General features: G+C 48.1%; 20 protein-coding genes. 8 read left to right on the forward strand and 12 right to left on the reverse strand.

The features are described from left to right. The first annotated feature begins 322 nt into the window (after positions 1-322). Entirely contained in the window at positions 323-2,224 is a 1,902-nt protein-coding gene (locus EII41_RS03385; protein WP_124789424.1) for an amidophosphoribosyltransferase, read from the forward strand. Between the two features lie 40 nt (positions 2,225-2,264). Further along, the gene (locus EII41_RS03390; RefSeq protein WP_124751327.1) at positions 2,265-2,795 is read left to right on the forward strand and encodes a GNAT family N-acetyltransferase; all 531 of its coding nucleotides are present in this window, start codon (positions 2,265-2,267) and stop codon (positions 2,793-2,795) included. Between the two features lie 125 nt (positions 2,796-2,920). On the opposite strand, the gene EII41_RS03395 is transcribed toward EII41_RS03390, so the two are convergent. The 4 genes from EII41_RS03395 to EII41_RS03410 form a co-directional block, all read right to left on the reverse strand. After that, complete coding sequence (locus EII41_RS03395; protein WP_124751326.1) at positions 2,921-3,214, reverse strand: PG0541 family transporter-associated protein; 294 nt, start codon at positions 3,212-3,214, stop codon at positions 2,921-2,923. Between the two features lie 3 nt (positions 3,215-3,217). Then, positions 3,218-6,385 carry an efflux RND transporter permease subunit gene (locus EII41_RS03400; protein WP_124751325.1) on the reverse strand — a complete coding sequence of 1,056 codons (3,168 nt, stop codon included), beginning with the start codon at positions 6,383-6,385 and terminating at the stop codon, positions 3,218-3,220. A gap of 67 nt (positions 6,386-6,452) precedes the next feature. Continuing rightward, positions 6,453-7,469, reverse strand: a complete 1,017-nt coding sequence (locus EII41_RS03405; RefSeq protein ID WP_124789425.1) for an efflux RND transporter periplasmic adaptor subunit — start codon at positions 7,467-7,469, stop codon at positions 6,453-6,455. Between the two features lie 24 nt (positions 7,470-7,493). Then, positions 7,494-8,957, reverse strand: coding sequence for a TolC family protein (locus EII41_RS03410; RefSeq protein WP_260425461.1), 1,464 nt, complete (start codon positions 8,955-8,957; stop codon positions 7,494-7,496). 180 nt (positions 8,958-9,137) lie between these two features. Between EII41_RS03410 and EII41_RS03415 the strand changes: the two genes are divergently transcribed. Further along, positions 9,138-10,124 (forward strand): helix-turn-helix domain-containing protein, encoded by a 987-nt coding sequence (locus EII41_RS03415; protein ID WP_185711818.1) that lies wholly within the window; start codon positions 9,138-9,140, stop codon positions 10,122-10,124. Here the strand turns inward: EII41_RS03415 and EII41_RS14095 are convergent. From EII41_RS14095 to EII41_RS03435, 5 genes are all read right to left on the reverse strand, one after another. Then, entirely contained in the window at positions 10,083-10,250 is a 168-nt protein-coding gene (locus tag EII41_RS14095; RefSeq protein WP_185711819.1) for a hypothetical protein, read from the reverse strand. The genes EII41_RS03415 and EII41_RS14095 overlap by 42 nt on opposite strands. Before the next feature lie 168 nt (positions 10,251-10,418). Next, positions 10,419-12,509 carry a tetratricopeptide repeat protein gene (locus tag EII41_RS03420; protein ID WP_124789428.1) on the reverse strand — a complete coding sequence of 697 codons (2,091 nt, stop codon included), beginning with the start codon at positions 12,507-12,509 and terminating at the stop codon, positions 10,419-10,421. 9 nt (positions 12,510-12,518) lie between these two features. Next, a complete protein-coding gene (gene def, locus EII41_RS03425) occupies positions 12,519-13,076 on the reverse strand; it encodes a peptide deformylase (RefSeq protein WP_124751320.1) in 558 nt (185 codons plus the stop codon). A gap of 12 nt (positions 13,077-13,088) precedes the next feature. Further along, entirely contained in the window at positions 13,089-13,511 is a 423-nt protein-coding gene (gene ruvX, locus EII41_RS03430; RefSeq protein ID WP_124789429.1) for a Holliday junction resolvase RuvX, read from the reverse strand. 1 nt (position 13,512) lies between these two features. Next, entirely contained in the window at positions 13,513-14,910 is a 1,398-nt protein-coding gene (locus tag EII41_RS03435; protein ID WP_124789430.1) for an undecaprenyl-phosphate glucose phosphotransferase, read from the reverse strand. 335 nt (positions 14,911-15,245) lie between these two features. On the opposite strand from EII41_RS03435, the gene ffh reads away from it, so the two are divergent. Both ffh and folD read left to right on the forward strand, forming a co-directional pair. Further along, on the forward strand, positions 15,246-16,574 hold the full coding sequence (gene ffh / locus EII41_RS03440; RefSeq protein ID WP_124789431.1) for a signal recognition particle protein: 1,329 nt from the start codon (positions 15,246-15,248) through the stop codon (positions 16,572-16,574). Between the two features lie 12 nt (positions 16,575-16,586). Next, positions 16,587-17,495, forward strand: a complete 909-nt coding sequence (gene folD / locus EII41_RS03445) for a bifunctional methylenetetrahydrofolate dehydrogenase/methenyltetrahydrofolate cyclohydrolase FolD (protein ID WP_124789432.1) — start codon at positions 16,587-16,589, stop codon at positions 17,493-17,495. A gap of 123 nt (positions 17,496-17,618) precedes the next feature. Here the strand turns inward: folD and EII41_RS03450 are convergent, their stop codons facing one another. Together EII41_RS03450 and EII41_RS03455 are read right to left on the reverse strand one after the other, a co-directional pair. Beyond that, positions 17,619-18,869 carry an ABC transporter permease gene (locus EII41_RS03450; protein ID WP_124789433.1) on the reverse strand — a complete coding sequence of 417 codons (1,251 nt, stop codon included), beginning with the start codon at positions 18,867-18,869 and terminating at the stop codon, positions 17,619-17,621. A gap of 55 nt (positions 18,870-18,924) precedes the next feature. Next, positions 18,925-20,130: a pyridoxal phosphate-dependent aminotransferase gene (locus EII41_RS03455; protein WP_124789434.1), complete on the reverse strand. Its 1,206-nt coding sequence runs from the start codon at positions 20,128-20,130 to the stop codon at positions 18,925-18,927. Between the two features lie 311 nt (positions 20,131-20,441). Here EII41_RS03455 and lpdA point away from each other — a divergent pair, with 311 nt between their 5' ends. The 3 genes from lpdA (at position 20,442) to EII41_RS03470 (ending at position 23,825) form a co-directional block, all read left to right on the forward strand. Further along, positions 20,442-21,800, forward strand: a complete 1,359-nt coding sequence (gene lpdA, locus EII41_RS03460) for a dihydrolipoyl dehydrogenase (RefSeq protein WP_124789435.1) — start codon at positions 20,442-20,444, stop codon at positions 21,798-21,800. A 2-nt stretch (positions 21,801-21,802) separates the two neighbouring features. Next, positions 21,803-23,116 (forward strand): aminotransferase class I/II-fold pyridoxal phosphate-dependent enzyme, encoded by a 1,314-nt coding sequence (locus tag EII41_RS03465; protein ID WP_124789436.1) that lies wholly within the window; start codon positions 21,803-21,805, stop codon positions 23,114-23,116. Positions 23,117-23,231: 115 nt separating this feature from the next. Continuing rightward, on the forward strand, positions 23,232-23,825 hold the full coding sequence (locus EII41_RS03470) for a YqgE/AlgH family protein (RefSeq protein WP_124789437.1): 594 nt from the start codon (positions 23,232-23,234) through the stop codon (positions 23,823-23,825). Positions 23,826-24,305: 480 nt separating this feature from the next. On the opposite strand, the gene EII41_RS03475 is transcribed toward EII41_RS03470, so the two are convergent. Further along, entirely contained in the window at positions 24,306-24,686 is a 381-nt protein-coding gene (locus tag EII41_RS03475) for a hypothetical protein (protein WP_124789438.1), read from the reverse strand. Positions 24,687-24,790: the final 104 nt, after the last annotated feature.

Here is a 24,790-nt window from a genome sequence, read left to right on the forward strand (position 1 = left end):
CAAGTCTCACAAGTTTAGTTAGATTCAGCATTCGGTTTTCAACGTTCAGCCAACAAATATCGCAACACTTCAAAACCTCAACATTTTAACACTCGTCGGGCATAACCACAAGTTTCACAAGTCTCATTTGCGATTATTTGTGATTATTTGCGCAATTTGCGTTCGTAATTCGTTATTTGTAATTCGTCATTTATTTTCGCGTGATTTTTGCGATTTGCGTTCGTATGAGCAGATATAATATATTTTAGAAGATGCTCCATAAGCAAATAACAATTCAAATCACTACCTTTGTGCCGAATTTCAACAAACAGTCAGTAACGGAATGGAAACATTAAAACACGAGTGCGGCGTAGCGATGATACGGCTGCTCAAGCCGCTCGAATATTATCACCGCAAATACGGCACATGGATGTATGCGCTCAACAAACTCTATCTCCTGATGGAGAAACAACATAACCGCGGACAGGACGGGGCGGGCTTCGCTTGCGTCAAGTTCGAGGCTGCTCCCGGCGAAGAATACATGTTTCGCGAACGGGCGGTAGGCACCGACGCGATCACCGAGATTTTCGACACGGTGTATAGCCATTACAAGGGAATACCTGCCGAACGACTCAACGATCCGCAGTTCGCGCAGGCCAATCTGCCTTTCGCCGCCGAGCTGTATATGGGACACCTCCGATACAGCACGACGGGCAAGTCGGGTCTTTCGTACATCCACCCGTTTCTGCGTCGCAACAACTGGCGCGCGCGTAACCTCGCCCTGTGCGGGAACTTCAATATGACGAACGTACACTCCATCTTCAAAGAAATCACCGCTACCGGTCAGCACCCCCGGCAATACGCCGATACGTACTTCATCCTTGAGCAACTCGGACACCTGCTCGACCGTGAAGCTGAACATCTCTTCCGCAAATACGAGGCCGAGGGCATGCAGGGCGTTGAAATCACCCATGCCATCGAAGAAAATATCGACCTGGCCAATGTGCTCGGGAGAGCCGCTTCGACATGGGACGGCGGCTATGTGATCTGTGGCGTGACCGGAAGCGGCGAATCGTTCACCATCCGCGATCCGTGGGGTATCCGTACCGCTTTCTACTATGCCGACGACGAGATCATCGTCACCGCTTCGGAGCGTCCCGTCATACAGACCGTGATGAATGTACAGGCCGACGACGTCAAAGAACTGCAACGCGGCGAAGCGCTGATGGTAAACCGCAAAGGCGAGATGCGAACCATGCAGCTCCTCGACCGGAAGCCGCTGAGCGCATGCTCGTTCGAGCGTATCTACTTCTCGCGCGGCAGCGACAGGGATATCTATCGCGAACGCAAACGCCTCGGCGAAAACCTCGTCGACTCCATCCTCAAAAAGGTGGACTACGACATCGAACATACCGTCTTTTCCTATATCCCCAACACGGCCGAGATGGCTTACTACGGCATGATGGAAGGACTGCAAAAATACCTCGACAAGCTCATCTCCGAACGACTTTCCGGGAAATGCGCTTCGCTGAGCGAGGAAGACATACGGAAAATCTTCGCGCAACGCATCCGTAGCGAGAAGGTGATCCTCAAAGACATCAAACTGCGTACCTTCATCGCCGAAGGAAATACCCGCAACGACCTGGCCGCCCACGTTTACGACATTACCTACGGCAGCATCACGCCTCACGTCGACAATCTCGTGATCATCGACGACAGCATCGTGCGCGGAACAACCCTCAAGCAGAGCATCGTCAGTATCCTCGACCGCCTGCATCCCAAGAAGATCGTCGTCGTTTCCTCTTCGCCGCAGATCCGATACCCCGACTACTACGGCATCGACATGTCGAGCATGGGCGAGTTCATCGCTTTCCGTATGGCTATCGAACTGCTCATCAGCCGAGGCATGGAACACGTCATCATCGACACGTACAACAAGGCTAAACAGCAGCAGGGGAAACCGGAAGACTCGATCGTCAACTGTGTAAAAGATATCTACGCGCCCTTCACCGACGAAGATATCTCGGATAAGATGGCGCAGATGCTCAGCGGGAAAGATATCCATGCCGGCATCGAAATCGTTTTCCAGACCCTCGACGGACTGCACGAGGCATGTCCCGATCACCCGGGCGACTGGTATTTTTCGGGCGACTACCCGACGCCGGGCGGCACGCGGCTCGTTAATCAGGCCTTTATCCACTACGTAGAGGAGACCTATCTGAAACGTGGCCGAAGAATTATTTAATAGCTATATATATAATGTATAGGAACGGGAGGCTCTCGTTATGATCACACGTAGGCGTATAACCGATACGCGGCATCCGCTTTTCAGTCGAGCGTGGGAATTGTACGAAAGCGCTTTTCCGGCCGATGAGCGGCGAACGCTGCACCCGCAAAGCAAGGTGATGGAACATGCGGCCTATCATTTCGAGGTCGTCACCGACAACGACTCTTTCGTCGGACTGTTGCTGTGGTGGCATTTCGACGACGTGCGTTACGTCGAGCATCTGGCCACGTTACCCGAACTGCGGGGGAAAGGGTACGGAAAGCGGGTACTCGAAACTTTCGTCGCCGAGTCCGACATTCCCGTATGGCTCGAAGTAGAACCTCCGACCGACGAGATGAAACGACGGCGTGTCGGTTTCTACCGAAGGCTGGGGTTTGTGCTAAACACCCATCATTACATGCAGCCGCCCTATACCGAAGGAGGAAGCCCCGTCCCTCTGTTGCTTATGACGTATCCCGCTACCGTGACGGAGGCGGCCGTCAAAGACTTCTGCCGCACGTATCATCCCGTACTGACGGATTATACATAAAGAAAAGAGGCCGTCTTCGTGGCGGCCTCTCCCATGTTTATACGAGGATTTCCAATCTTGCGTGAAACGTAGCATCCGTTTCGCGCAGGCAATATGTACGTACCCTGCCTGATGACGCGTGTTCGTCAGATCGTTTGTTCCACGTTCCAGACAAAGGCGCGTAAGCCTAACTGGGGCGAGCGTTCATCGATAGCCCGCAGCGCTTCAAGCAGCGGAGCGACCCTGTCGTCGTCGACCACCGAGAGGATAGCCGAATTCATGCCCGGCCACGCGTGCGATCCCAAATGCGGGTCGCCCTTCTCCGAGCCTCTCCCCTGTACTTGTTCGATGCGCGTATAACCCCTGCAGTTGAGTCGGTTAAGTACAGCCATGATCTGCTCGAAATGCGCCTGATCGAATGTTATGAATACCGATTTCATACGTTATCTTGTTTGCTTGGTTTTAATAATCCGGTCTTTTCGCTCCTGATAGTATGCATCTAACTCACGCGATTTGCGCAATTTGCGCCGTTGGCGTTTTATCCCTACGCCGGCAAACGAGCAGTAAAGAACGGGTACGAGCAACAGCGTCAGCAAGGTCGAGACCGTTAGCCCGCCGATTACGGCGACCCCCATCGGGCGCCACATCTCGGAGCCTTGTCCGGAGCCGATGGCCATGGGCATCATCCCGAGAATCGTCGTCATGGTCGTCATCAGTACGGGGCGCAAGCGGCTTTTTCCCGACGTGATAACCGATGTAATGACCGACAGTCCGCGCTCGCGGCACAGGATGATGTAATCGATCAGCACGATACCGTTCTTCACCACGATACCGATCAGCATAATCGCTCCGAGCAGACTCATCACGCTCAGCGTGGTGCGCGTCAAGAATAACGCCATCAGTACGCCGCTCACGGCGAAAGGTACGGAAAACATGATGATGAACGGGTAGGTGAGAGACTCGAACTGAGCCGCCATCACGATAAACACAAGCAGGATGATTATCAGGGCCAAGATTCCGAGATCGGTAAACGCTTCCGCCTGATCTTCGAACGTACCGGCCGCCTGCACTTTAATGTTGGGCGGAATCTCCATCCCTTTGATGATCTTTTTCCCTTCGGCTACCACTGTTCCGAGCGCCGCTCCGGAAGGAATGGCCGAGACGGTGACGATACGCTCGCGGTCTTTGCGGTCGATGGCCGGCGGCGCAAAACGCTCGACCACCGTGCCGACATCGCGAACGCGCACGGCATGCCCCTGATTATTATAGAGAAGAATATTCTCAATGTCGTCCAGATTAGTGCGGAACTCGGGAGCGTAGCGTACCACGATGTTAGACTCGTCGCCGTCCTCGCGGTAACGCGAAGCGATGGAGCCATAGACGCGGTTACGCAGGAAAGTGCCGGCTGTGGAGAGGTTGAGTCCGTGCATGGCCAGCTTTTCGCGGTCAAAGTCCACCTGATATTCGGGTAAGTAGTCCCCACGACTGATGTTAACTTCGGACACTCCGTTTACCTTGAGCAGTTTTTCTTTCAGCTCCGCGGCAATGCGGTCGGTCGTGGCCAGATCGTAGCCGTAAATCTCGAAGTCGGCCGTCGACTGTCCGCCCATACCTCCTTTTTGACCGCCGGGAACGATGCTTATCTTCGTAAATTCGGGATAGGCTTTCAGGTCTTCACGCATGCCGTCGGCAATTTCGTTCATCGACCGCTCACGATCTTCGGCGTTCGACAAGCTGATACTGAACGAGAGAATGTGCGATCCGTTATCTCGCATCGAAGCGAACGTATTGTCCGAGTCGGCCTGCCCAACGGAATAGCTGCATACCTGTATCTCCGGGTATTTTTTTCGCCACTCTTTCGACAGTTTCGCTCCCAGCTCGCGGGCTACCTCTTTACGTGTGCCTACGGGCAACTCGAACGAGGTGGTGATGTAGCCGTTGTCCTGCATCGGGAAAAACTCCGAATGAATTTGCCCCGCGAAGATCATACTGAGCGCGAAGAATGCGAGGCACGACAGCACCATCGTCTTGCGGTGGCGCACCGCCCATCCGAGCATCCGGGCATACTGCACATCGAGCTTATCGAGTACTCGCTGTATGGGGTGGTAAAGCGTGCGGAACAGTTTCGACGGTTTCTTTTGCAGACGTAATAACCGCGAACAGAGCATCGGGGTGAGCGTCAGCGCCGCAACGGTCGATACCACCATGATCGTACACATCATCCAACCCAGCTGACGGAATAATACGCCTGTCATGCCTGTTACCATCGTCAGCGGGAAGAATACGGCAATCATTGTGAGCGTAGAGGCCACAACCGAAATCGCGACCTCGTTCGTTCCGTGCACAGCCGCCTGATTCGGCGCCGAGCCTCGCTCGATATGGGTTGTGACATTTTCGAGCACCACGATGGCGTCGTCTACCACCATCCCGATGGCGATGGAGAGCGACGAAAGCGAAATAATGTTGATCGAGTTACCGGTAATCCCGAGATAAATAAACGAGGCGATCAACGAGAACGGAATGGCTACGGAAATGATCAATGTCGCGCGCCAACGTCCCAAGAACAGGAAGATGACAAGCACCACGAAGAGTAGCGCGAACAAAACCGTTTCCGTAAGGCTTTCGATCGTCTGGAGAATGTTCTCGGACGAGTCCCAGATAATACCGAGCTTCACATCCGAAGGCAGATTCTTTTGCAGTTCGGGTAGCTTCTCCAATATCTTGCGGGCAATATCGACGGTGTTCGCGCCGGATTGCTTCTGCACAATAATCATTCCTCCGCGTTTGTCGTTGGCGAACGACTCCTGCGCGCGCTCCTCTACCGTGTCAATCACACGTGCCACGTCACGCAAATAAACGTTGGCGCCATTGCGCGATCCGACAACGATATTTTCTATCTGGCGGGCATCTTTGAACTCGCCCTCGACACGCAACGCATACGTTTCGTTGCCGATATCGAAGTTTCCTCCCGGTATGCTTCGGTTCTCTGCTCCGATGGCTGCGCTGATCGTCTCAATCGTCAGATGATACGCTTCTAACTTGTTCGGGTCGCAATAGACCTGTATCTCACGCTTGGGCGCACCCGAAACGGAGACTGTCCCGACACCCGGGATACGTGCCAACGGATTGGAGAGACCGTCGTCAAGGATTTTGTGAAGTGCCGGCTGACTCTCCTCGGCTTGCACCGACAGGATGAGAATCGGAATCATGTCCGAGCTGAACTTGAAGATCACCGGCGTTTCCACGTTGTCGGGCAGACTTGAGCTGATCAGGTCGAGCTTGTCGCGCACGTCGTTAGTCAGTTCGTTAATATCATGACCATATTCGAACTGCATTTGGATAAGCGACATGTTCTCCGACGACCGGGAAGTGATATGCTTCAAATTTCCAATCGTATTCAGAACACTCTCCAGCGGACGCGAGACGTTATTCTCGATATCCGACGCACTGGCGCCGGGATAGGCCGTCATTACCATGATCGTGTTCGTCTCGATGTCGGGGTACAGATCGACCGGCAGTCGCGACAGGGAGAATAACCCGAAAATCACGATCGCTACAAAGCAAAGAAAAGTCATTATCGGCCTTTTGACCGCTCCTTCGTATAGACTCATAATACTTGTTTTTGAGGATTGCCGACCGGTAAATTCATTTTCCGGGCCGGCGCGTTAAATAATCGTTTTACTGCACGACCTCCACCCGGGCGCTGTCTTTGATCGACGACTGATATTGTCCGCTGATCACGACGCGGGCATCATGGTCGATACCTGATACTACTTCGTATTCGTCGTTCATGCGTCGTCCGAGTTGAACGACCCGTCGGTAAACGACGCTGTCTTGATAGACATAAACGTACCTTTCGCCCGAACCGGCTTGCTTGATGATCGCCTTGTCGGGGATAATGACATGATCGGCCGTGCCGAAATGAAGCGTTACGCGGGCAAACATCCCGGGACGCACACGCATATCGCGGTTGTCGAGCCGTATTTCAACGACAAACGTGCGAGTGGTCGGGTCGATGGTCGGATAGAGCAGGTTTACTTTTCCTTCAAACTCTTCCTCTCCGTACACATCGAATTTCACGCTGACCGTCGAGTTCTTGACTATTCGTGTGAAATAACTCTCCGAGACGTTGATCAGAAGTTTTACGGGCATGATCTGTTCGACAGTCACCACCGGCGTTCCTCCGCCAAACATGTCGCCACTGTCATAGTTACGAGCGGTTACGACACCACTGATCGGACTTACGAGCGCCGTGTTTTCGAGCATGTTCTTGTATGACGTTTGGCGCATCTCCAGCGTCATCTTCGAGGCTTCCCACTCTGATTTGGAGACACCTCCGATTTTATACAATTCGTCGATGCGCGTGAACTCCGCGGTCTGATTATCTAATTGTAGTTTCAATTGCTTCAGACCGGAAGCGTCCATCTGCACCAGCTTCTGACCTTTGCCGACGCGGTCGCCCACTTCGACGTATATTTTTTCGATGCGCACAGGCGAAGAAGGGGCAATATGGTTAGTCGCGTATGCCTGAACCGTTGCCGTATATTCCTGTATCTGGTCTACCGGACGCGTTGTGACCGAAGTGAGTTTCACTTTCGGCTTTTCGTCTTTCACCTCTTGCGCTTTTTGTCCGCCGGAGCAGGCGCTCAGCAGTCCTGTAAGGCAAAGGGCTGCTAATTGGTATCTCTTTCTCATAGACATCTATCTTTTTATATTTTTTTACTTGATTTCTGCTTCTTTTCCCAATATCAGATCGAGGTCTGTTTTGGCGACCAAATAGTTGTAAATCGACTGTGTGTAGGTCAGCTTCGATTGTGTCAGCGCTAACTCCGAGTCGTTCAACTCGAGGATGGTGCCTTTGCCTACGTCGTAACGTTTCTGAGCAATACTGCGGCCTTTCATCGCCTGATTCACATTCTCTTTGTTCGAAGCGAGCTGTTCGACCGACTGTTGCATGTTGTTCAGATAACTTTTAGCCTGCATATTCAGGTTTCTGCGAAGATTCGTCCGGTTCCAGTTCATCTGAATCAGTTGAATCTTCGTCTGTTTCATTTTGTAGAATCGCCGCCCACCGGTGAAGAGAGGCACGGAGACAGTCACCCCGACGGAGCTGTAGGGGTTCCACCGGTAATTGCGAAACCTGAAATCTTCGTTCATCGCCGTCCATTGATAAATAGCCGAGAGAGAGACGTTAGGCAAAAAAGCAGCCTTGTCCATCTCGTACGTTTTCTTCAGCATCTCGGTTTGCAAATCCATTTGTTTGAGTGAGGGGTTGAATGCCAACTGTGCGGTATCGATATGCATATAGTCGGCATACAGATCTACTTCGTAGTCCGAAAGTCTACCCAATACGGCGATGTTACAACCGGCATCGACCCCCATCAATACTTTTAGCTGTAGATTCGTCAATGTTACGGCATTTCGCGCCTGAATCAGGTTGGGATTGAGGTTTCTGACCTGTACTTCGGCACGTATCTTGTCGTACTCGGACACGAGGCCTTGTTTGAATTTGTTCGTCACATTCTCCAGATTATCTTGCGCTTGCCGGTAACTTTGTTTCAAAACCTCGTACGAGTCTTGCGCCAACAGCAGTTGAAAGTAAGCTTTCGACACCTGATTCACCATGTCCAGCCTTGAGGCTCGCGCTTTTTCGGCTGCCAACTCCACATCAATGGCTGAGAGCTGAATGGATTTATACAGGGTAGGAGCGAACACGGGCAGTGAGAGGTTGAATCCTCCCGACCAGTTGTTACTCAATCCCACCTCAATTCCTTCGTTTCGTCTACCTCCGCCGCCTTTGGGAAGTTGCGGCATCTCCATCCCCAGCTTATCGTAGAGGGGTTTAGTAAGCCCCACGATCGGTTCCAGCAGCATGGCTGCGAATCCTCCGCCATCGTCATCACCTCCCCCCATATACATCACCTGCTTCTTGAGCGTGCGGGTGTATCCGGCCGATCCGGACAACTGAGGGAACAATTGCGCGATCATCTCTTTGCGCGCGTATTGCTTTTTTTCGATTTCCTGCCCGGCAACTCTGACCGTCGGATTTTCGGCCAGTGCGATTTCTATCGCTTGTTCGAGTTTGATCCTCAGGGTATCGGTATGCTCCTTCGAAAGGCTGCTCTGTGCGTGTGCCGGAAGACCCCAAGCACCGAGACACAACCACACAAAAATATATTTCATATTTCTTATCATCATATTCCGTGTTTAGTAATAAAGATCGATTCCATAAATACTGGTGACAAAAGTAGTGGATCTGTCATGGATGGAAAAGGGATAATCTGTTAGAAAATTAGTCAATATCGAACATTTTCGATGGTAAATGGCAAGAAAGCAGAAAAAATATGGGTGAAAAAAGAAAATATGAGAAAAAGATGTTATCTTCGCTTCCGTTTACTGAAAAAAGAGCAGATGCCTCGTTTCTTTGAAGATACCGTAAGAAGGTTGGGAAACATCGTCGTTTCGTCCGATGTTTTCCAAAATGACATCATGGTCATGCATTACGATCAGGATTATGCTACTCGAAACGATCGGGCGGGGCGAATTTACCAGCACTATCTCAGGGCTCCTTCACGTATGGATGCTCTTCTCTTTATCGGGGTTCTGAATGGTAACATGGAATTACAGGTCGATTATGTGAATTATAGTGTTTCAGATTATGGATTGATGGTGATCCTTCCGACACATATTACGCAAATGAAACGTATCAGCCCTGATCTGAAAGCATGGCTTCTGATGATTTCGACGTCGTATTTGGATACACTTTCACAATCGAAAGAAAAACATCCGTCGACGTTGATCTCGTATATGCAGCTAAAAAAACATCCGTTAAAACAGTTTGATTCTGAAAGATTCCAGCAGATTGGAAAGAGTCTGGATTTTCTTTGTGAGAAAATCAGACAACCTGCGCACTTTTTTTATCAAGGATTGGTCAATACGGCATTACATCTGTTCTTGATGGATTTGGGAGACATTTATCTGGATAAACAAAAAACGCTGCATCCCCCCACATTGAGCCGCAAAGAAGAACTGTTTGCCGATTTTTTGGATTTACTCTCCACACATTGTAAGGAACAACATGAAGTCTCGTTTTATGCGAATAAGCTTTGTATTACTTCACAGTATCTTTCGTTAGTGTTGAAGGAGCAGAGTGGTAAATCGGCAAGCCAGTGGATTCAAGACGCCTTGATGCTCGAAGCGAAAATCTTGCTTAAAGCGCCTCGGATAAGCGTGCAGCAGGTAGCAGACGAACTGTATTTCCCCGATCAATCTACTTTCGGGAAATTTTTCAAAAAGCATGAAGGGATTTCACCGATTGCTTTTCGCAGGCAGGGAGCGATGCACCTTTAATCGATGGGTAAACAAGCGAGGAGAAATAAGACCATAGAGCGTACCTGTAAGCGCCACAATCGTCGGGTGATGATTGAACAGTCCGTACATATCGACCGACGGAAGGAACGCCGAAGCACTGTCCATGAACAATATTTGAAAAATGTTGCAAAATATTAAGATGATGTAAAATCTTATTCTTTTTATATCTACAAAATTTTGATTGCAAGAACATTAAACCTTTTATTGCTTTCAAAAACTATAGCAACTTAACAATACCAAAAATGCTTGTCAATTTTTTTCAAGACATAACAATCAATGATTGGCCGTCATGCGCTTGATGATGCTGTAAGCATTCAGGATGCCGAGTTCGCCGGCTTTGCTAAGATCGGCAATGCCACGCGTAGCATCACCTTGTGAGAGCCTTGCGAGACCACGATTGAAATACGCTTCCGCAAATTCGGGATCGCGCAGGATCGCTTCGTTATAGTCGGCAATAGCCGCACGGAAATCGCGCTGGGCACATCGCAGGTTACCGCGGTTATAATATGAATAGATGAAGCCGGGAGCTTGCCGAATGACCATGTCGTAGTCCCGGATAATCAGTTCGTGCTCGTAGCCTTTCGCTTCTTCTTTCAATCGGCTTTGTTGCAGATCGTTTACCGGATTTTCATGGATGACCGAAGGTTTGTTACCGCCGAATTGAAAATTGATTGTTCTGGTACTTAACTGTTCATCCGTATGTCCCTGCGACAGGTTATATTCCATCTGTTTGTAACGAATAGAAGCCCGATTGAAATAAGCCAAGGTATAGGACGGATCTAACTCAATGACTTTGTCGAAGTTACGAATAGCTTCCGCAAAATCCTGAACGAGCATGAAATCGATGGCTCGTCCGAAATAGTTATCAGGGTTATTAGGTTCTCTCTCTATTTTAGCCGAGTACTCATTGATCGAAGCAAAATGAATGGCGATCTGATCCTCGGTCAAAGCCGCCTCTTTGTTTGTCAGGAGCAGTTTCCATGCCAGAACCATGCGCGCATTGAACTGCTCAACCGTCTTATCGTAATAAACAGCCTCCTGAACAAGGCTGTTTCTTTCGTAATACGTCAGGATAAACTGCGGTTCGAGATCGACTTGTACGTTGCGATCCTGCACTCTTCCACGTATTTCGCTCTGGTACTTGCTTTTCTGTTCCTCTTTCTTATCGTAAACGACCAATCGATTAAACTTGTCGATATTCTTGTCGGACTCTTCACGTGTATTCGTCTCTTTTTCGGTACTTCCGGATGTCTCTTCACCGGACTTCTGCCCCTGACGCTTATCTTGCTCCAGCTTCATGGCCATGAGGTAATCTCGATCGGCACCGCTCAAATCATTCAATTTTCGTTTGGCTTCGGCACGACTGTAATATCCGGGCAAGAAGTTGGGATATTGCTTCAACACCACGTTGATATCTCGTATGGCGCCTCTGTAATCACCCACTTCATGATTCAGCAGAGCACGGTTATAATACGCCATATAATTATCCGGCTCCTGCTCAAGTACGACATCGAAATCTTCAATCGCCCGGTTATTGTCTCCTACCTGTGCACGCAGCAGACCACGGTTAAAACGGGCAATCAAGTTTCTGCCGTCCATATCGATCACTTGATCATAGTCGGCCATAGCCCCCCGCAAGTCATTCATTTGATAACGCACGAGTCCACGGTTGATGTAGTAACCGCTCTCACGCGTATTCAAGCGGATGGCTTCGTTCAAGTCGGCTAAAGCGTCCTTGAAACGCCCTGTCTGATAGAGCACGATCGCCCGATTTCCATAACATGGAGCATGATACGGGTCAATCTCGATGGCTTTGTCGTAATCGTTCAGTGCAAGCGCCGTATCTCCTTTTTCCAAATACATGGCACCGCGTGTCAGATAGCCGAGGGAATATTTGGGATGAGCGCGAATCAAATCTTCGAAAACATGTTCCGCGTCGTTAAAATCCTTTTTCTGAACGTAAGCAATCGCCTTGTTCGACATCATCGGGCGATCACCGGGCTTAAATTCCAGTCCTTTGTTGTAGTCTTCAATTGCTTCGTCATGCATTTCAAGGCTCTGACGGGCAATACCGCGCGCATAATAGGCCTGCGCCAAAAACGGATTTCGTGCCAGGCTTAACGAACAGTCCTCCTCCGCACCTTTGAAATCGTCCAGATTCAACTTCGCCACAGCCCTGTAGAAATAAGGCTCAGCCATCCACGGTTTAGCTTTAATAACCTGATTGAAATACTGGATCGACAGCACATAATCCTCGAAATAAAGCGCATTTCTGCCGATGGCCATCACCCGGTCGGTGTTGACCTGCGCTTTGATCGTGATCATGCAGGACAGAAAAAGAAAGAAGGCGAACGTTCGTTTCATCTTATCTCCTTATTTCTTGAGCGGTTTGGTACGGTAGGAACACGACGTTGCCCCCTTGATGATGTTATTCAGTTTGCCTTTGTTAAGTTGCCGACGAATCGCCGATATATTATCAATAAACACATGCCCTTGCAAATGTTCGTACTCGTGTAAGACGATCCGTGCGGCAAACCCTTCGAGGTTCTCCTCTTGCGGCTCAAAGTGTTCATTCATGTACCTTACTTTGATTTTCTCCGGACGGGTTACTTTCTCATGAACCCCCGGAAAGCTCAGGCAACCTTCCTCGAACGTCACCGTTTCGTGGCTCTCTTCGACAATCTCCGGATTGATCAGCACACGTTTAAAATCTTTGCATTCGATACGATCATTGGCCACCGGCGTGCCGTCAATCACGACAAGTTGAATGGATCGGCCGATCTGGGGAGCAGCCAGCCCGACACCATCGGCATGATACATGGTTTCAAACATATCGGCAATCAACTTTTTCAGTTCGGGATAGTCTTTATCTATCGGTTTTGTCGACTCTCTCAATACGGGTTGTCCGTATGTATAAATCGGTAATATCATAATATTCTGTTTTTAACCTTTATTCCTTAATCTTTCGAGAAAGCCCTGCAAGATCAGGACGGCGCTAATTTCATCAACCAGTCCTTTGTCCTGCCGTTTCTTCTTTTTCAAACCTCCGTCAATCATCGCTCGCTGAGCCATAACCGACGTGAAACGCTCGTCATAATACTCTACCGGAATAGCAGGAAGTATTTTCGTGAGTTGAGCTACGAAGGCTTCTACACGCTTCATGTTCTCCGAAGGTTCGTTGTTCATCTGTTTTGGATAACCGACGACAATCAGCTCGACCGACTCCTGTGACGCATACCGGACAATATACCCTGCCGCTTCGCTGCTGGGGAGAGACGTCAGTCCATTAGCAATCAGTTTCAGGGTATCGGTAACAGCCAGTCCGGTACGTTTCTGTCCATAATCAACGGCCATAATCCTTCCCATATCAGTAGGCATTTTTTTCGCCTCGGAACATATTGAGGACTGTCACAAAAATAATTTTCAAATCCAGGAAGAACGACCAGTTTTCAATATACCACACATCGCGCTTCACACGTCCTTCCATCTGTTCCAACGTTTTCGTTTCTCCGCGGTATCCGGTAATCTGCGCCCAACCGGTAATACCCGGTTTAACGAGATGACGCACCATATACTTATCAATCAGTTTGGAATATTGTTCCGTATGTTTGAGCATATGAGGACGCGGCCCTACGACAGACATATCGCCAAGCAGTACATTGAGAAATTGTGGAATTTCGTCCAAGTTCGTTCGCCGAAGGAAACTTCCGATTTTTGTCGTCCGCGGATCGTTTTTAACGGCCTGCACCAAATCGGCGTCTTTATTTACTTTCATCGTCCGAAATTTGTAACAATCGAATTCTTTCCCGTAAATGCCGGTACGTTTCTGCTTAAACAAGATTGGTCCGGGAGAACTTAATTTGATCAACAAACCAATTACCAGATAAAGTACAGGATAAAGCAAGATAAGCACAAGTGTGGAAAAGACGATATCGAACGTTCGCTTAACCGCTCGTTTCGAGACCGATTGCAAAGGCTCGTTACGGATCGAGAGCAGAGGGATAAACTCCATGATCTCCATCACCATACTTTTTTTAATATCGCGATAAAACTCCGGAACAATGTAGAAACGAATCATATGCTTCTCGGCAAAGAGCAGCAAATTCGATATCTTGTCACTATTCGCTCCGGGGATTGTACAATAAATTTCATCCACTTTATGTTCCGAAACGAAATCGTTCATCTCTTCGATTCGCCCCAAATAGTTAGGTAGAATCTCTTTCAGTGCCGTATTATCGTCGAAGAAGCCCAGAACATTAAATCCGTACGCCAAATCGTCTCGAAGCACATTATAAAGCTCCATTCCGTTTTTTCCGGCCCCGATAATAATAATATTCTTCGCATTATATCCTTTTCGACGATAAATTTTGACGAAGATACGCATTAAAATACGCCATAGCGAAAGAGAAAGCAGAATAGTGACGTAGTAAATAAAAAGAAAGACAATCAACGAATTGCCAACTTTCAAAAATGTCAGACAAGTACCGAACAAAAATGTTTGAAACGTAACCAACGTAAACGATCGCTGTACGACATTATCCAGAAAAACAACGGAAAGATGTATTTTGATAGGGACAAAGTAGAGGGCAAAAAAATAACAAAAATTAAGCAGTAATATCACTTCTTTAAAACTGTGGGCAATGGGCTGGGTATATACAGGCTCAAGGGCATAGTAAATACCGAAAAACAGGGCGTTTAATATGATTAAATCGCCCACACCAATCAGCCACTGAAGAAAATATCCTTGCTTCGAACTTTGTTCCATCTCATTTTAAGAATTGACAAAGGTAGCGAATATTTCAGAGTTTTAAAAACGAACGGTAGCTTTTTCCGGGGTTGTATATTCCAATCGTAAGTGTCACACATCGATAAACAAAAACAAAATAGCCTACATATAGCAGATCAAAAAATTTAGTTACCTCCGTCCTTACTAATCGGTATATCGCACGAATAGCTATTAGATTTTGTATTGCGATTATGGTTCTTCAACAACACATTCTGCTTTTTTCGATTCAGAAGCTACCGCTCCGAAAGCCCGGTTCGGATGTGTTTGTGTATAATCGTCATTTTTTGCTACCTTTGCAACCAAAAATCAGAGCTATGTTTGAAAATTTAAGTGACCGGTTAGAACGCTCGTTTAAGCTATTGAAAGGCGAGGGCAAAATTTCCGAGTTAAATGTGGCGGAAACGCTGAAAGACGTACGTCGGGCCTTGTTGGACGCCGATGTCAATTATAAAGTGGCCAAGCAGTTTACCGATACGGTAAAAGCAAAGGCGATGGGGCAGGACGTGCTCACTTCGCTGAAACCCGGCCAATTGATGGTTAAAATCGTACATGATGAACTGGCAGCCTTGATGGGAGGCGCTGCGGCCGAATTCAATCTGACAGGCTCACCATCGGTGGTGCTGATGGCGGGTCTGCAAGGTTCGGGTAAGACAACTTTCTCCGGTAAACTGGCCAATATGTTGAAGAGCAAGAAAGGAAAGAATCCTTTACTCGTAGCTTGCGACGTATATCGTCCTGCGGCCATCGACCAGTTACACGTCTTAGGCGAACAGATCGGTGTACCGGTATATTCGGAGCGGGAAAATAAAAACCCGGTCGACATCGCGCTTCACGCCATCCTCGAAGCGAAGAAAACGGGACGTGACCTGATCATTATCGATACGGCCGGCCGTCTGGCGATTGACGAGCAGATGATGGAAGAGATCGCAGCGATCAAAAAGGCGATCCAGCCGAACGAAATTTTGTTTGTTGTCGACTCGATGACCGGACAAGACGCCGTGAATACAGCCAAAGAGTTTAACGACCGACTGGACTTTTCGGGCGTGGTACTGACCAAGCTCGACGGGGATACGCGCGGTGGTGCAGCACTTTCAATACGCACCGTAGTCGACAAGCCGATTAAGTTTATCGGAACCGGCGAAAAAATGGACGCGCTTGATGTGTTTCACCCCGAACGAATGGCCGACCGAATTCTCGGTATGGGTGATGTCGTATCACTGGTTGAACGTGCACAAGAGCAATACGACGAAGCGGAAGCACGACGAATCCAAAAGAAACTGGCGAAAAATCAGTTCGATTTCAATGATTTCCTCGGACAAATCCAGCAAATCAAGAAAATGGGTAACCTGAAGGATTTGGCATCCATGATTCCGGGTGTCGGCAAGGCATTAAAAAATATTGATGTCGACGAGAATGCATTCAAGGGCATTGAAGCCATTATCTATTCGATGACTCCGCAAGAACGAACGAATCCTTCTATACTGAACGGTTCGCGCAGACAACGCATCGCTGCCGGTAGCGGAACGTCGGTACAGGATGTCAACAAGCTGATCAAACAATTCGACGAAACACGTAAGATGATGCGAATGATTACGACCGTCAAGCCGGGTAGCCGGACGATGCGTTCACCTTTTCGCAGATAAAAATAAAAAGTCATGGAAGAACAGGTTTATCAATTAATCGATGGCAAGGCCGTTGCAGCCCAGGCCAAAAAAGAATTAGCTGCCGAAGTAGAAAACATCAAACAGGCGGGAGGGAAAATTCCGCTTCTTGCAGCCATATTGGTCGGCCACGACGGGGGGAGCGAGACGTATGTGATGAACAAAGTAAAAAGTTGCGAAGCCATCGGATTCCGGTCGACTCTGATCCGTTGCGAAGCCGATATAACCGAAGAAGAATTACTCCGCAAAGTACAGCAGCTAAACGAAGACGACGATGTGGACGGTTTTATCGTACAGCTTCCGTTACCGAAACACATTTCGAGTCATAAAGTAATCGAAGCAATTGATTATCGGAAAGATGTGGATGGTTTCCACCCGATCAATGTCGGACGGATGGCGCTTGGACTGCCTTGTTTCAAGTCTGCTACGCCCGCGGGAATTGTTGAGTTGCTGCGATACTACGAAATCCCGACCAAAGGGAAGCATTGCGTGATCTTGGGGCGCAGTAATATTGTAGGCAAACCAATGGCTACGCTGATGATGCAAAAAGACTATCCGGGCGATTGCACGGTGACGGTCTGCCACAGTCGTTCTGAAAACCTGAAGGAGATGTGCCTAAGTGCAGACATCATCATTGCCGCCTTGGGCGTTCCCGAATTCCTGAAAGGAGATATGGTCAAAGACGGAGCCGTTGTGATTGATGTCGGTACCACGCGTGTACCCAGCAGTGTCACCAAGAGCGGTTACCGCCTGATGGGCGATGTGGCCTTCAACGAAGTAGCTCCGAAGTGCAGCTATATTACGCCTGTTCCCGGTGGAGTAGGCCCGATGACGATCATTTCGCTTATGCGCAACACCTTGTTGGCAAGCACGAAATCGCTTTTCTCCTCAGTAGAGAAATAGTCTTTTCGCTCATCAACTAAAAAGTATTAGAAAGATTCTGCTCTTCAGGAACACATAAGGCAGATATCGGAAAGAGAAAGAGGCAGGCCGTTTTTTTGAAGAAGAAAAACGAGCCTGTCTTACTTATTCAAAGCGGATCGTCTTGGCCGGACTGATCTTAGTGATCAAGTACGAAGGAGCAAGCATCATCAGGAGTGAAACGACAGATGCTCCGAGATTAATGAGCAGCCATGAGCCCGGTGTCAGATGAATCGGTACGGCGTCGAGGTAATATACGGAGGGATCGAGAGACAGCGGCCGGAAAAAAAATTGTATCCAACACAGTACCAATCCGATGATATTTCCCCAAAGCATCCCTTTGCCGATCAAAAAAGCCGAGATATACAGAAAAACGCGCCGCAGACTGCGGTCTTGCTGACCGAGTGCTTTCAGAATACCGATCATGTTCGTACGTTCGAGGATGATGATCAGCAGTCCCGAAATCATCGTGAATCCCGATACAGCCATCATCAACACAAGAATCACAACAACATTCAGATCAAGCACATCGAGCCAACTGAATATCATCGGATTCAGTTCTTTGATGGAACGAACATAAAAAATATTTCCTTTACGGTCACGACGATTGAGCAGCTGATCGTCGACAGTTGCTGTCACCTCATCGAGGTCATCGTAATCATGGACCTGCAGTTCCAGCCCGCTGACAGCGTCAGCCTCCCACCCATTCAGACGACGGATATGCTTGATATCGGTCAGGACAAACAATTTATCATAATCCGTAAAGCCGGTATCATAGATGCCACAGATCCGGAATTTGCGTGCTCTCACCTCATTTTGCACGAAATAAGCCAAAAACGAATCACCGCAACGAAGACGAAGCATGTCTGCCAATTGTTGAGAGACGAGCACATCGTTCGTCACTTTTCCGGTATCGATGCTGAAAAGCTCCCCTTCCTTCAGATGCTTCCTGAAAAACGTCCAATCATATTCCACATCAACACCCTTGAGTACAATGCCCTGAAAATCAGATTCAGTCTTAAGAATCCCCGGTTTGGTGGCGAATGTCTCAACATGGCGGATACCCGGTAAGGTGCTCAAGAGATGCTTCAAGCTGTCGCTGGCAATAATCGGCGCTGTTTCATACGACGAGTTGCTGTCGAAGTTGGAAATCCGGATATGCGAACCGAAGCCGATCATTTTATTACGCACCTCCTGCTTGAACCCTACCACGATCGCCACCGAGAGGATCATCATGGCCACGCCCAATGCAATACCTGCCATGGCAATACGCACGGCCGGCGGTGTGACTCGTTTGCTATCGCATCCTTCTTTTGAAAAATGAATGCGTCGAGCAATAAACAGTTCAAAATTCATCTCTCACCCCGACGATATATTCCCTTCTCGTATATCTTCATATTCTGTTCTTAGCCTATTCCCCCCGCCATATTTTGCGATACGTATCCAACGCATGAGCCAAAACATCAAGCGCCTTCGCCAATTCTTCTTTTTTTAAGACATAGGCAATACGCACTTCGTTTCGTCCATAACCGGGTGTCACATAAAAGCCCGAAGCCGGAGCCATCATGACTGTCTGCCCCTCGTAAGCGAAATCGCTCAGGCACCATGCGCAGAACGTGTCGGCATCGTCGATCGGAAGTTTGGCGACGGTATAAAAAGCGCCCATCGGAAGTGGCGAATAACAACCCGGTATACGGTTCAAACCATCGACAAGAAAATTTCGCCGCTGCAAATATTCGTCATAAACGGCACGCATATATTCTTCGGGCGTATCGATAGACGCTTCCGCCACAATTTGTCCGAGCAACGGCGGGCTGAGACGTGCCTGACACCATTTCATCACGCTCTTCTTCACCTGTGCATTCTTCGTAACTAAGACGCCGACACGAATACCGCATTCACTGTACCGCTTCGATACCGAATCAAGCATGATCACGTGCTGTTCAAGCCCTTCGAGATGGAAAGACGAAACATAAGGCTCATCCGTATAGCAAAACTCTCGATATACTTCGTCCGCAAACAGGAATATATTATATTTTCGGACAAGTTCGCTCAAACGATGCATCTCTTCCACCGTATAAAGATAACCGGTCGGATTGTTCGGGTTACAAATCATGACCGCCTTCGTTCGAGGCGTAATCATTTCTTCGAACTTATCGATCGACGGCAAAGCAAACCCGTCCTCAATCGACGACGGTACAGCCTTCACCACCACACCGCACGATATGGCAAATGACATGTAATTCGCATACGCTGGTTCGGGAATCAGCAATTCATCGCCCGGATTCAGGCAAGCCAGAAAAGCAAAATTCACCGCTTCCGATGCTCCCGCCGTAACGATAATATCATCCGTATCGACCATGATGCCGAAACGATGATAATAGGTCACCATTTTTTTACGAAAACTGAGCAATCCTTCGCTCGGACTGTATTCCAATATCTCCCGATTGATATGACGCATAGCATCAAGTCCCACTTCCGGCGTTCGAATATCCGGCTGCCCGATGTTGAGATGATACACTTTGATTCCTCTCGCTTTCGCTTCATTAGCTAACGGAACTAATTTCCGTATCGGTGACTCGGGCATGTTGATCCCACGTTGTGATATGACCGGCATTTCTTTTCTTTTTAAAGTTCGATGCAAACATAAATAAAAAAGCCGAGATTTTTATCCATGAGTCCATAAAAATCAAAACCGGCATATTCTATCGGAGATGAACATTTTTCAAACATGATGTCCGATTGAATCATGAACCTATCCTTATAGTTATAAAAAGACTCCCCACGCTGGATTAGTTCTCGAACTAACTATAAATCCGTTGTAAAATTGTCCCGATATCGCCGTTTTTTTTTAACGCATTCTATACGGGATGTCGTTTTTTTTACGTACGTTTGCATGTTAACAATAAAAAACAAAACAGTAAAAACATGATAGATTTAGCGATTATCGGAGGTGGACCAGCCGGATATGTGGCAGCAGAACGCGCAGCTGCGAGAGGACTTGACGTAACTTTGTTCGAAAAGAAAGATATGGGTGGCGTATGCTTGAACGAAGGATGTATTCCGACCAAGACATTACTCTATAGTGCAAAGGTATACGATTATGCCAAGCACGGTGACAAGTACGGTGTCTATGCTCCGGATGCGACATTCGACTTTGGCAAAATCGTTGCCCGCAAGAACAAAACGGTACGTAAACTGGTGGCCGGCATCAATGCCACGATGAAAGCGCACAACGTACGCGTCGTAAAAGGTGAAGCACACATCAAGGGACGTACGGAAGAAGCCTTTGAGATTCATTGCAACGACGAGACATATCAGGCGAAAAATCTACTACTGTGCACCGGTTCGGAGGCTTTTATCCCTCCTATCCCCGGAGTCGAAGAAGCCGGAGAACGCGTCGTAACAAACCGTGAGATTCTGGCCATGAAAGAGCAGCCTTCCTCGCTCGTCATCATCGGAGGCGGTGTGATCGGCATGGAGTTTGCGAGCCTATACAACAGCCTCGGTTCCGAGGTTACGGTTATCGAGATGCTACCTGAGATATTGGGCGGATTAGACCCTGAGATTAGTGCGATGTTGCGTGATATCTATACGAAGAGAGGTATTCGCTTCCACCTCTCGTGCAAGGTAACAGAGATCAAAGACAACGAAGTGATTTTTGTGGACTCCGAAGGAGCACAGGCGTCCGTTACAGGAGAAAAGATTCTGATGAGCGTCGGCCGACGGGCTGTCACGACAGGGTTCGGACTGGAGACGTTAGGAGTAGAGACGGAGCGCGGAGCCGTCAGGGTCGATGCCAAGATGCGGACAAACGTGCCGAACGTCTACGCAGCCGGCGATATCACAGGGTTCTCGATGTTGGCCCACACAGCCAGTCGCGAAGGTGAAGTGGTGGTCAATAACCTCACCGGACTGGAAGATGAAATGCGTTATCACGCCATTCCCGGTATCGTTTACACTAATCCAGAGGTTGCTACAGTCGGTCTGACCGAAGAGCAAGCCCAAAATAAAGGTATCGAATACAGTGTTGCCAAACTCCCGATGACTTATTCCGGGCGTTTTGTGGCAGAAAATGAAGGAGCGACCGGACTCTGCAAAGTGCTTTTCAACCCTCAGCGGAAGATATTGGGTGTTCACATGCTGGGCAATCCTTGCAGCGAAATGATTCACGGAGCATGCATGGCCATCGAGCAGGGAATGACGGTTGAGGCACTCCAAAAAGTCGTATTCCCCCATCCCACCGTTTCAGAGATATTCAAAGAAACATTGTTTACAATAAAGTAACCATGAAAAATACACCGATAGACTACGATACCGCACGACGTGTGATTGACCGTTATCAATTACAGGATTTCGGTAAGGCGACCATCCGTGAAGTGGTAGCCATCTCCAACCAACTAGAGCAAGAAACCGGTATCGAATTCATTCACATGGAGATGGGGGTACCGGGACTACGACCGGCACAAGTCGGCACGGACGCCGAAATCGAAGCCTTACAAAAAGGCATTGCCGCCATCTACCCCGATATCAATGGCCTGAAAGCACTCAAAGAGGAAGCATCTCGCTTTATCAAAGCTTTTATCGATATCGATCTCTCTCCCGAAGGATGCGTACCGGTGACCGGCTCGATGCAGGGCACGTTCGCCTCTTTCCTTACGTGCGGACAGTGCAACCCGGCAAAAGACACGATCCTGTTTATCGATCCGGGCTTCCCCGTTCAAAAACAGCAGATCACGGTCATGGGTTATCGGTATGCCTCATTCGATGTTTACGAACATCGGGGAGAGAAACTCGCAGAAATCTTGGAAAAATACTTGTCGCAAGGAAATATCGCAGCTCTCGTCTATTCGAACCCGAATAACCCGGCTTGGTTCTGTCTGACAGATAATGAACTGAAAACGATTGGCCAAATGGCAACAAAATATGATGTGATTGTCATCGAAGACCTTGCCTATTTTGCCATGGATTTCCGTAAAGACCTCGGCACACCGTTCCAACCGCCTTTCCAACCGAGCGTCGCCCACTATACGGACCATTACATTTTGCAAATCTCCGGATCAAAAGCGTTCAGTTATGCGGGACAGCGCATCGGAGTCACGGCGATCTCCGATAAGCTGTATCATCGGGCTTACGAGGGACTGAGCCAACGGTACGGTAGCGGCACATTCGGAACGGTCTATATCCATCGCGTGCTCTACGCGCTTTCTTCGGGGACCAGTCACTCGGCGCAATACGCGCTCGCTGCCATGTTGAAAGCAGCATCGGACAGCACGTTCGACTTTGTCAACGAAGTCAAAGAGTACGGACGACGGGCAGCCAAACTTAAACAGATTTTCACGCGTTACGGTTTCAAAATCGTGTACGATCGTGATCTGGACGAGCCTGTCGCCGATGGATTTTATTTTACGATCGGTTATCCCGGCATGACCGGAAGTCAACTGATGGAGGAGTTGATTTGTTACGGTATCAGCGCTATTTCGCTCGCAACTACAGGAAGCCGGCAGGAAGGATTGCGGGCATGCACATCTTTTATCAAGCCTCATCAATATGAGTCACTTGAAGAACGGTTAAAAATATTCGATGAAAATCATACGGCATAATAATCCGCAATTTATTATTCTTTTTTAACAACAAAAAGCCGATTTTTTTCTTGTTCTTCTTAAAAATACATATTATATTGCCGGCCGAAATTGAGGATTATTCGTAATTGCAACAATGGCTCAATATAAAGACATCTTCAAAATCAAGCATAACGACTTGCAACCGGAAAAGGGAAAAATTCTGATTTCCGAACCATTCTTGCAAGACGCTTATTTTCAACGATCCGTGGTATTATTAGTCGAACATAATCACAACGGATCGATGGGTTTTGTAGTAAATAAACCAACCGGCCTTATTGTAAATGATTTTTTTCCGGAGCTGAAAAAAACTCCGGTTCTCCCTATTTATCTTGGCGGGCCTGTCAGTTCGAATCGATTATTTTTTATCCATTCGCTCGGCCCGGTTATTCCGGACAGCGTGCAGATTGAAGAAAATCTATATTTTGACGGTGATTTCGAAGCGTTAAAGCGTTACATGCTTAGCGGCAATCCTTTCAACGAACGTATTAAATTCTTTTTAGGTTACTCCGGTTGGACTAAAAATCAATTAGATGGTGAAATCGTACGTGATTCATGGTTAGTCAGCCATTCATCCGACCGCAGCCTGATGCTCGCGCATGATGATTCATTCTGGACTCGTTCGGTCGAGCTTCTCGGCCGCCCTTACAACACATGGATTAACTACCCCAAAAACCCTGAGATGAATTGAATACAAATTACGCGATACACGTTCGGCGTATCTATAATAACAATTAACCATGACTTTGTTGCAACATTATTGAAGAATAGGGGTTATTGGTATATTCCTCTATAAATTCTTTTTTTGCGATTTAAAAAGCACTATTATTGTTCGTCTACATCACTTAGTGCAATAAAGCTGCTAACGGAAGAAGCAGCTCTTTCCTCCATGTATAATTAATTTCCTCTTCGAACTCTTATGTTTCTTGAGTGGCGTTCAATAGGGATTTTCTCTGCCAAAGTCAGTTTCCCAAATCGGGGGATAAATCCACCACAAAGATAAAGGCATTACAAACAATCCGACGACCTCTTAAAGGAGACAATTCTCCGTATCAAGAGGCCGTTTTTTCCTTATCTGATATGTTTTATCAAAATTTTCTTTTTTCGAGAGCAGTGTCCATACGGGGAGTTGATTGCACATCCGAACCATGAAATCCGGACATTGTTGTTTTTAGATTTGAAGCATATCAAAACTTTGAGTGTATTGGCGCAATAAATCCCTGTCATTTTCACTAATAAATCCTTCCAATGCATCGTGCAAGACTGACTTTTCATGCCGGTTAGCCGTTCGCCCATGAAGGAGTTTGACAAGCACTTCGGTCGATCTTTCTCCCGCAACGAGGGCATCCACCACTTTACGGTAGCTCTTGTTTTTCGTGCGTGAAACATAATTGCTTAAACGAATGTTGCAGCGTTGCAGAATCATGTCGATACGTTGCTCGCAGCGAACCAAGTCTTTGTTTATCTCGTTGATCTGAAAGCCATATTGACGATGCCGCTGAGGGTTCCCGTCCGGAACAAAACTGTCCCTGACTAATTCTTTAAGAAGCACGGTGGCAATTCACTCGGCATCTTTCACATTGCTCTTACATCCGAGTAATTGTTTAAGAAGCTGAGGGTTTTCTAAATGAAAAGCGAAGTCGTTTTCAAGCAATC

The sequence above is a fragment of the Tannerella forsythia genome, assembly GCF_003860135.1.
Classification (GTDB): domain Bacteria; phylum Bacteroidota; class Bacteroidia; order Bacteroidales; family Tannerellaceae; genus Tannerella; species Tannerella forsythia_A.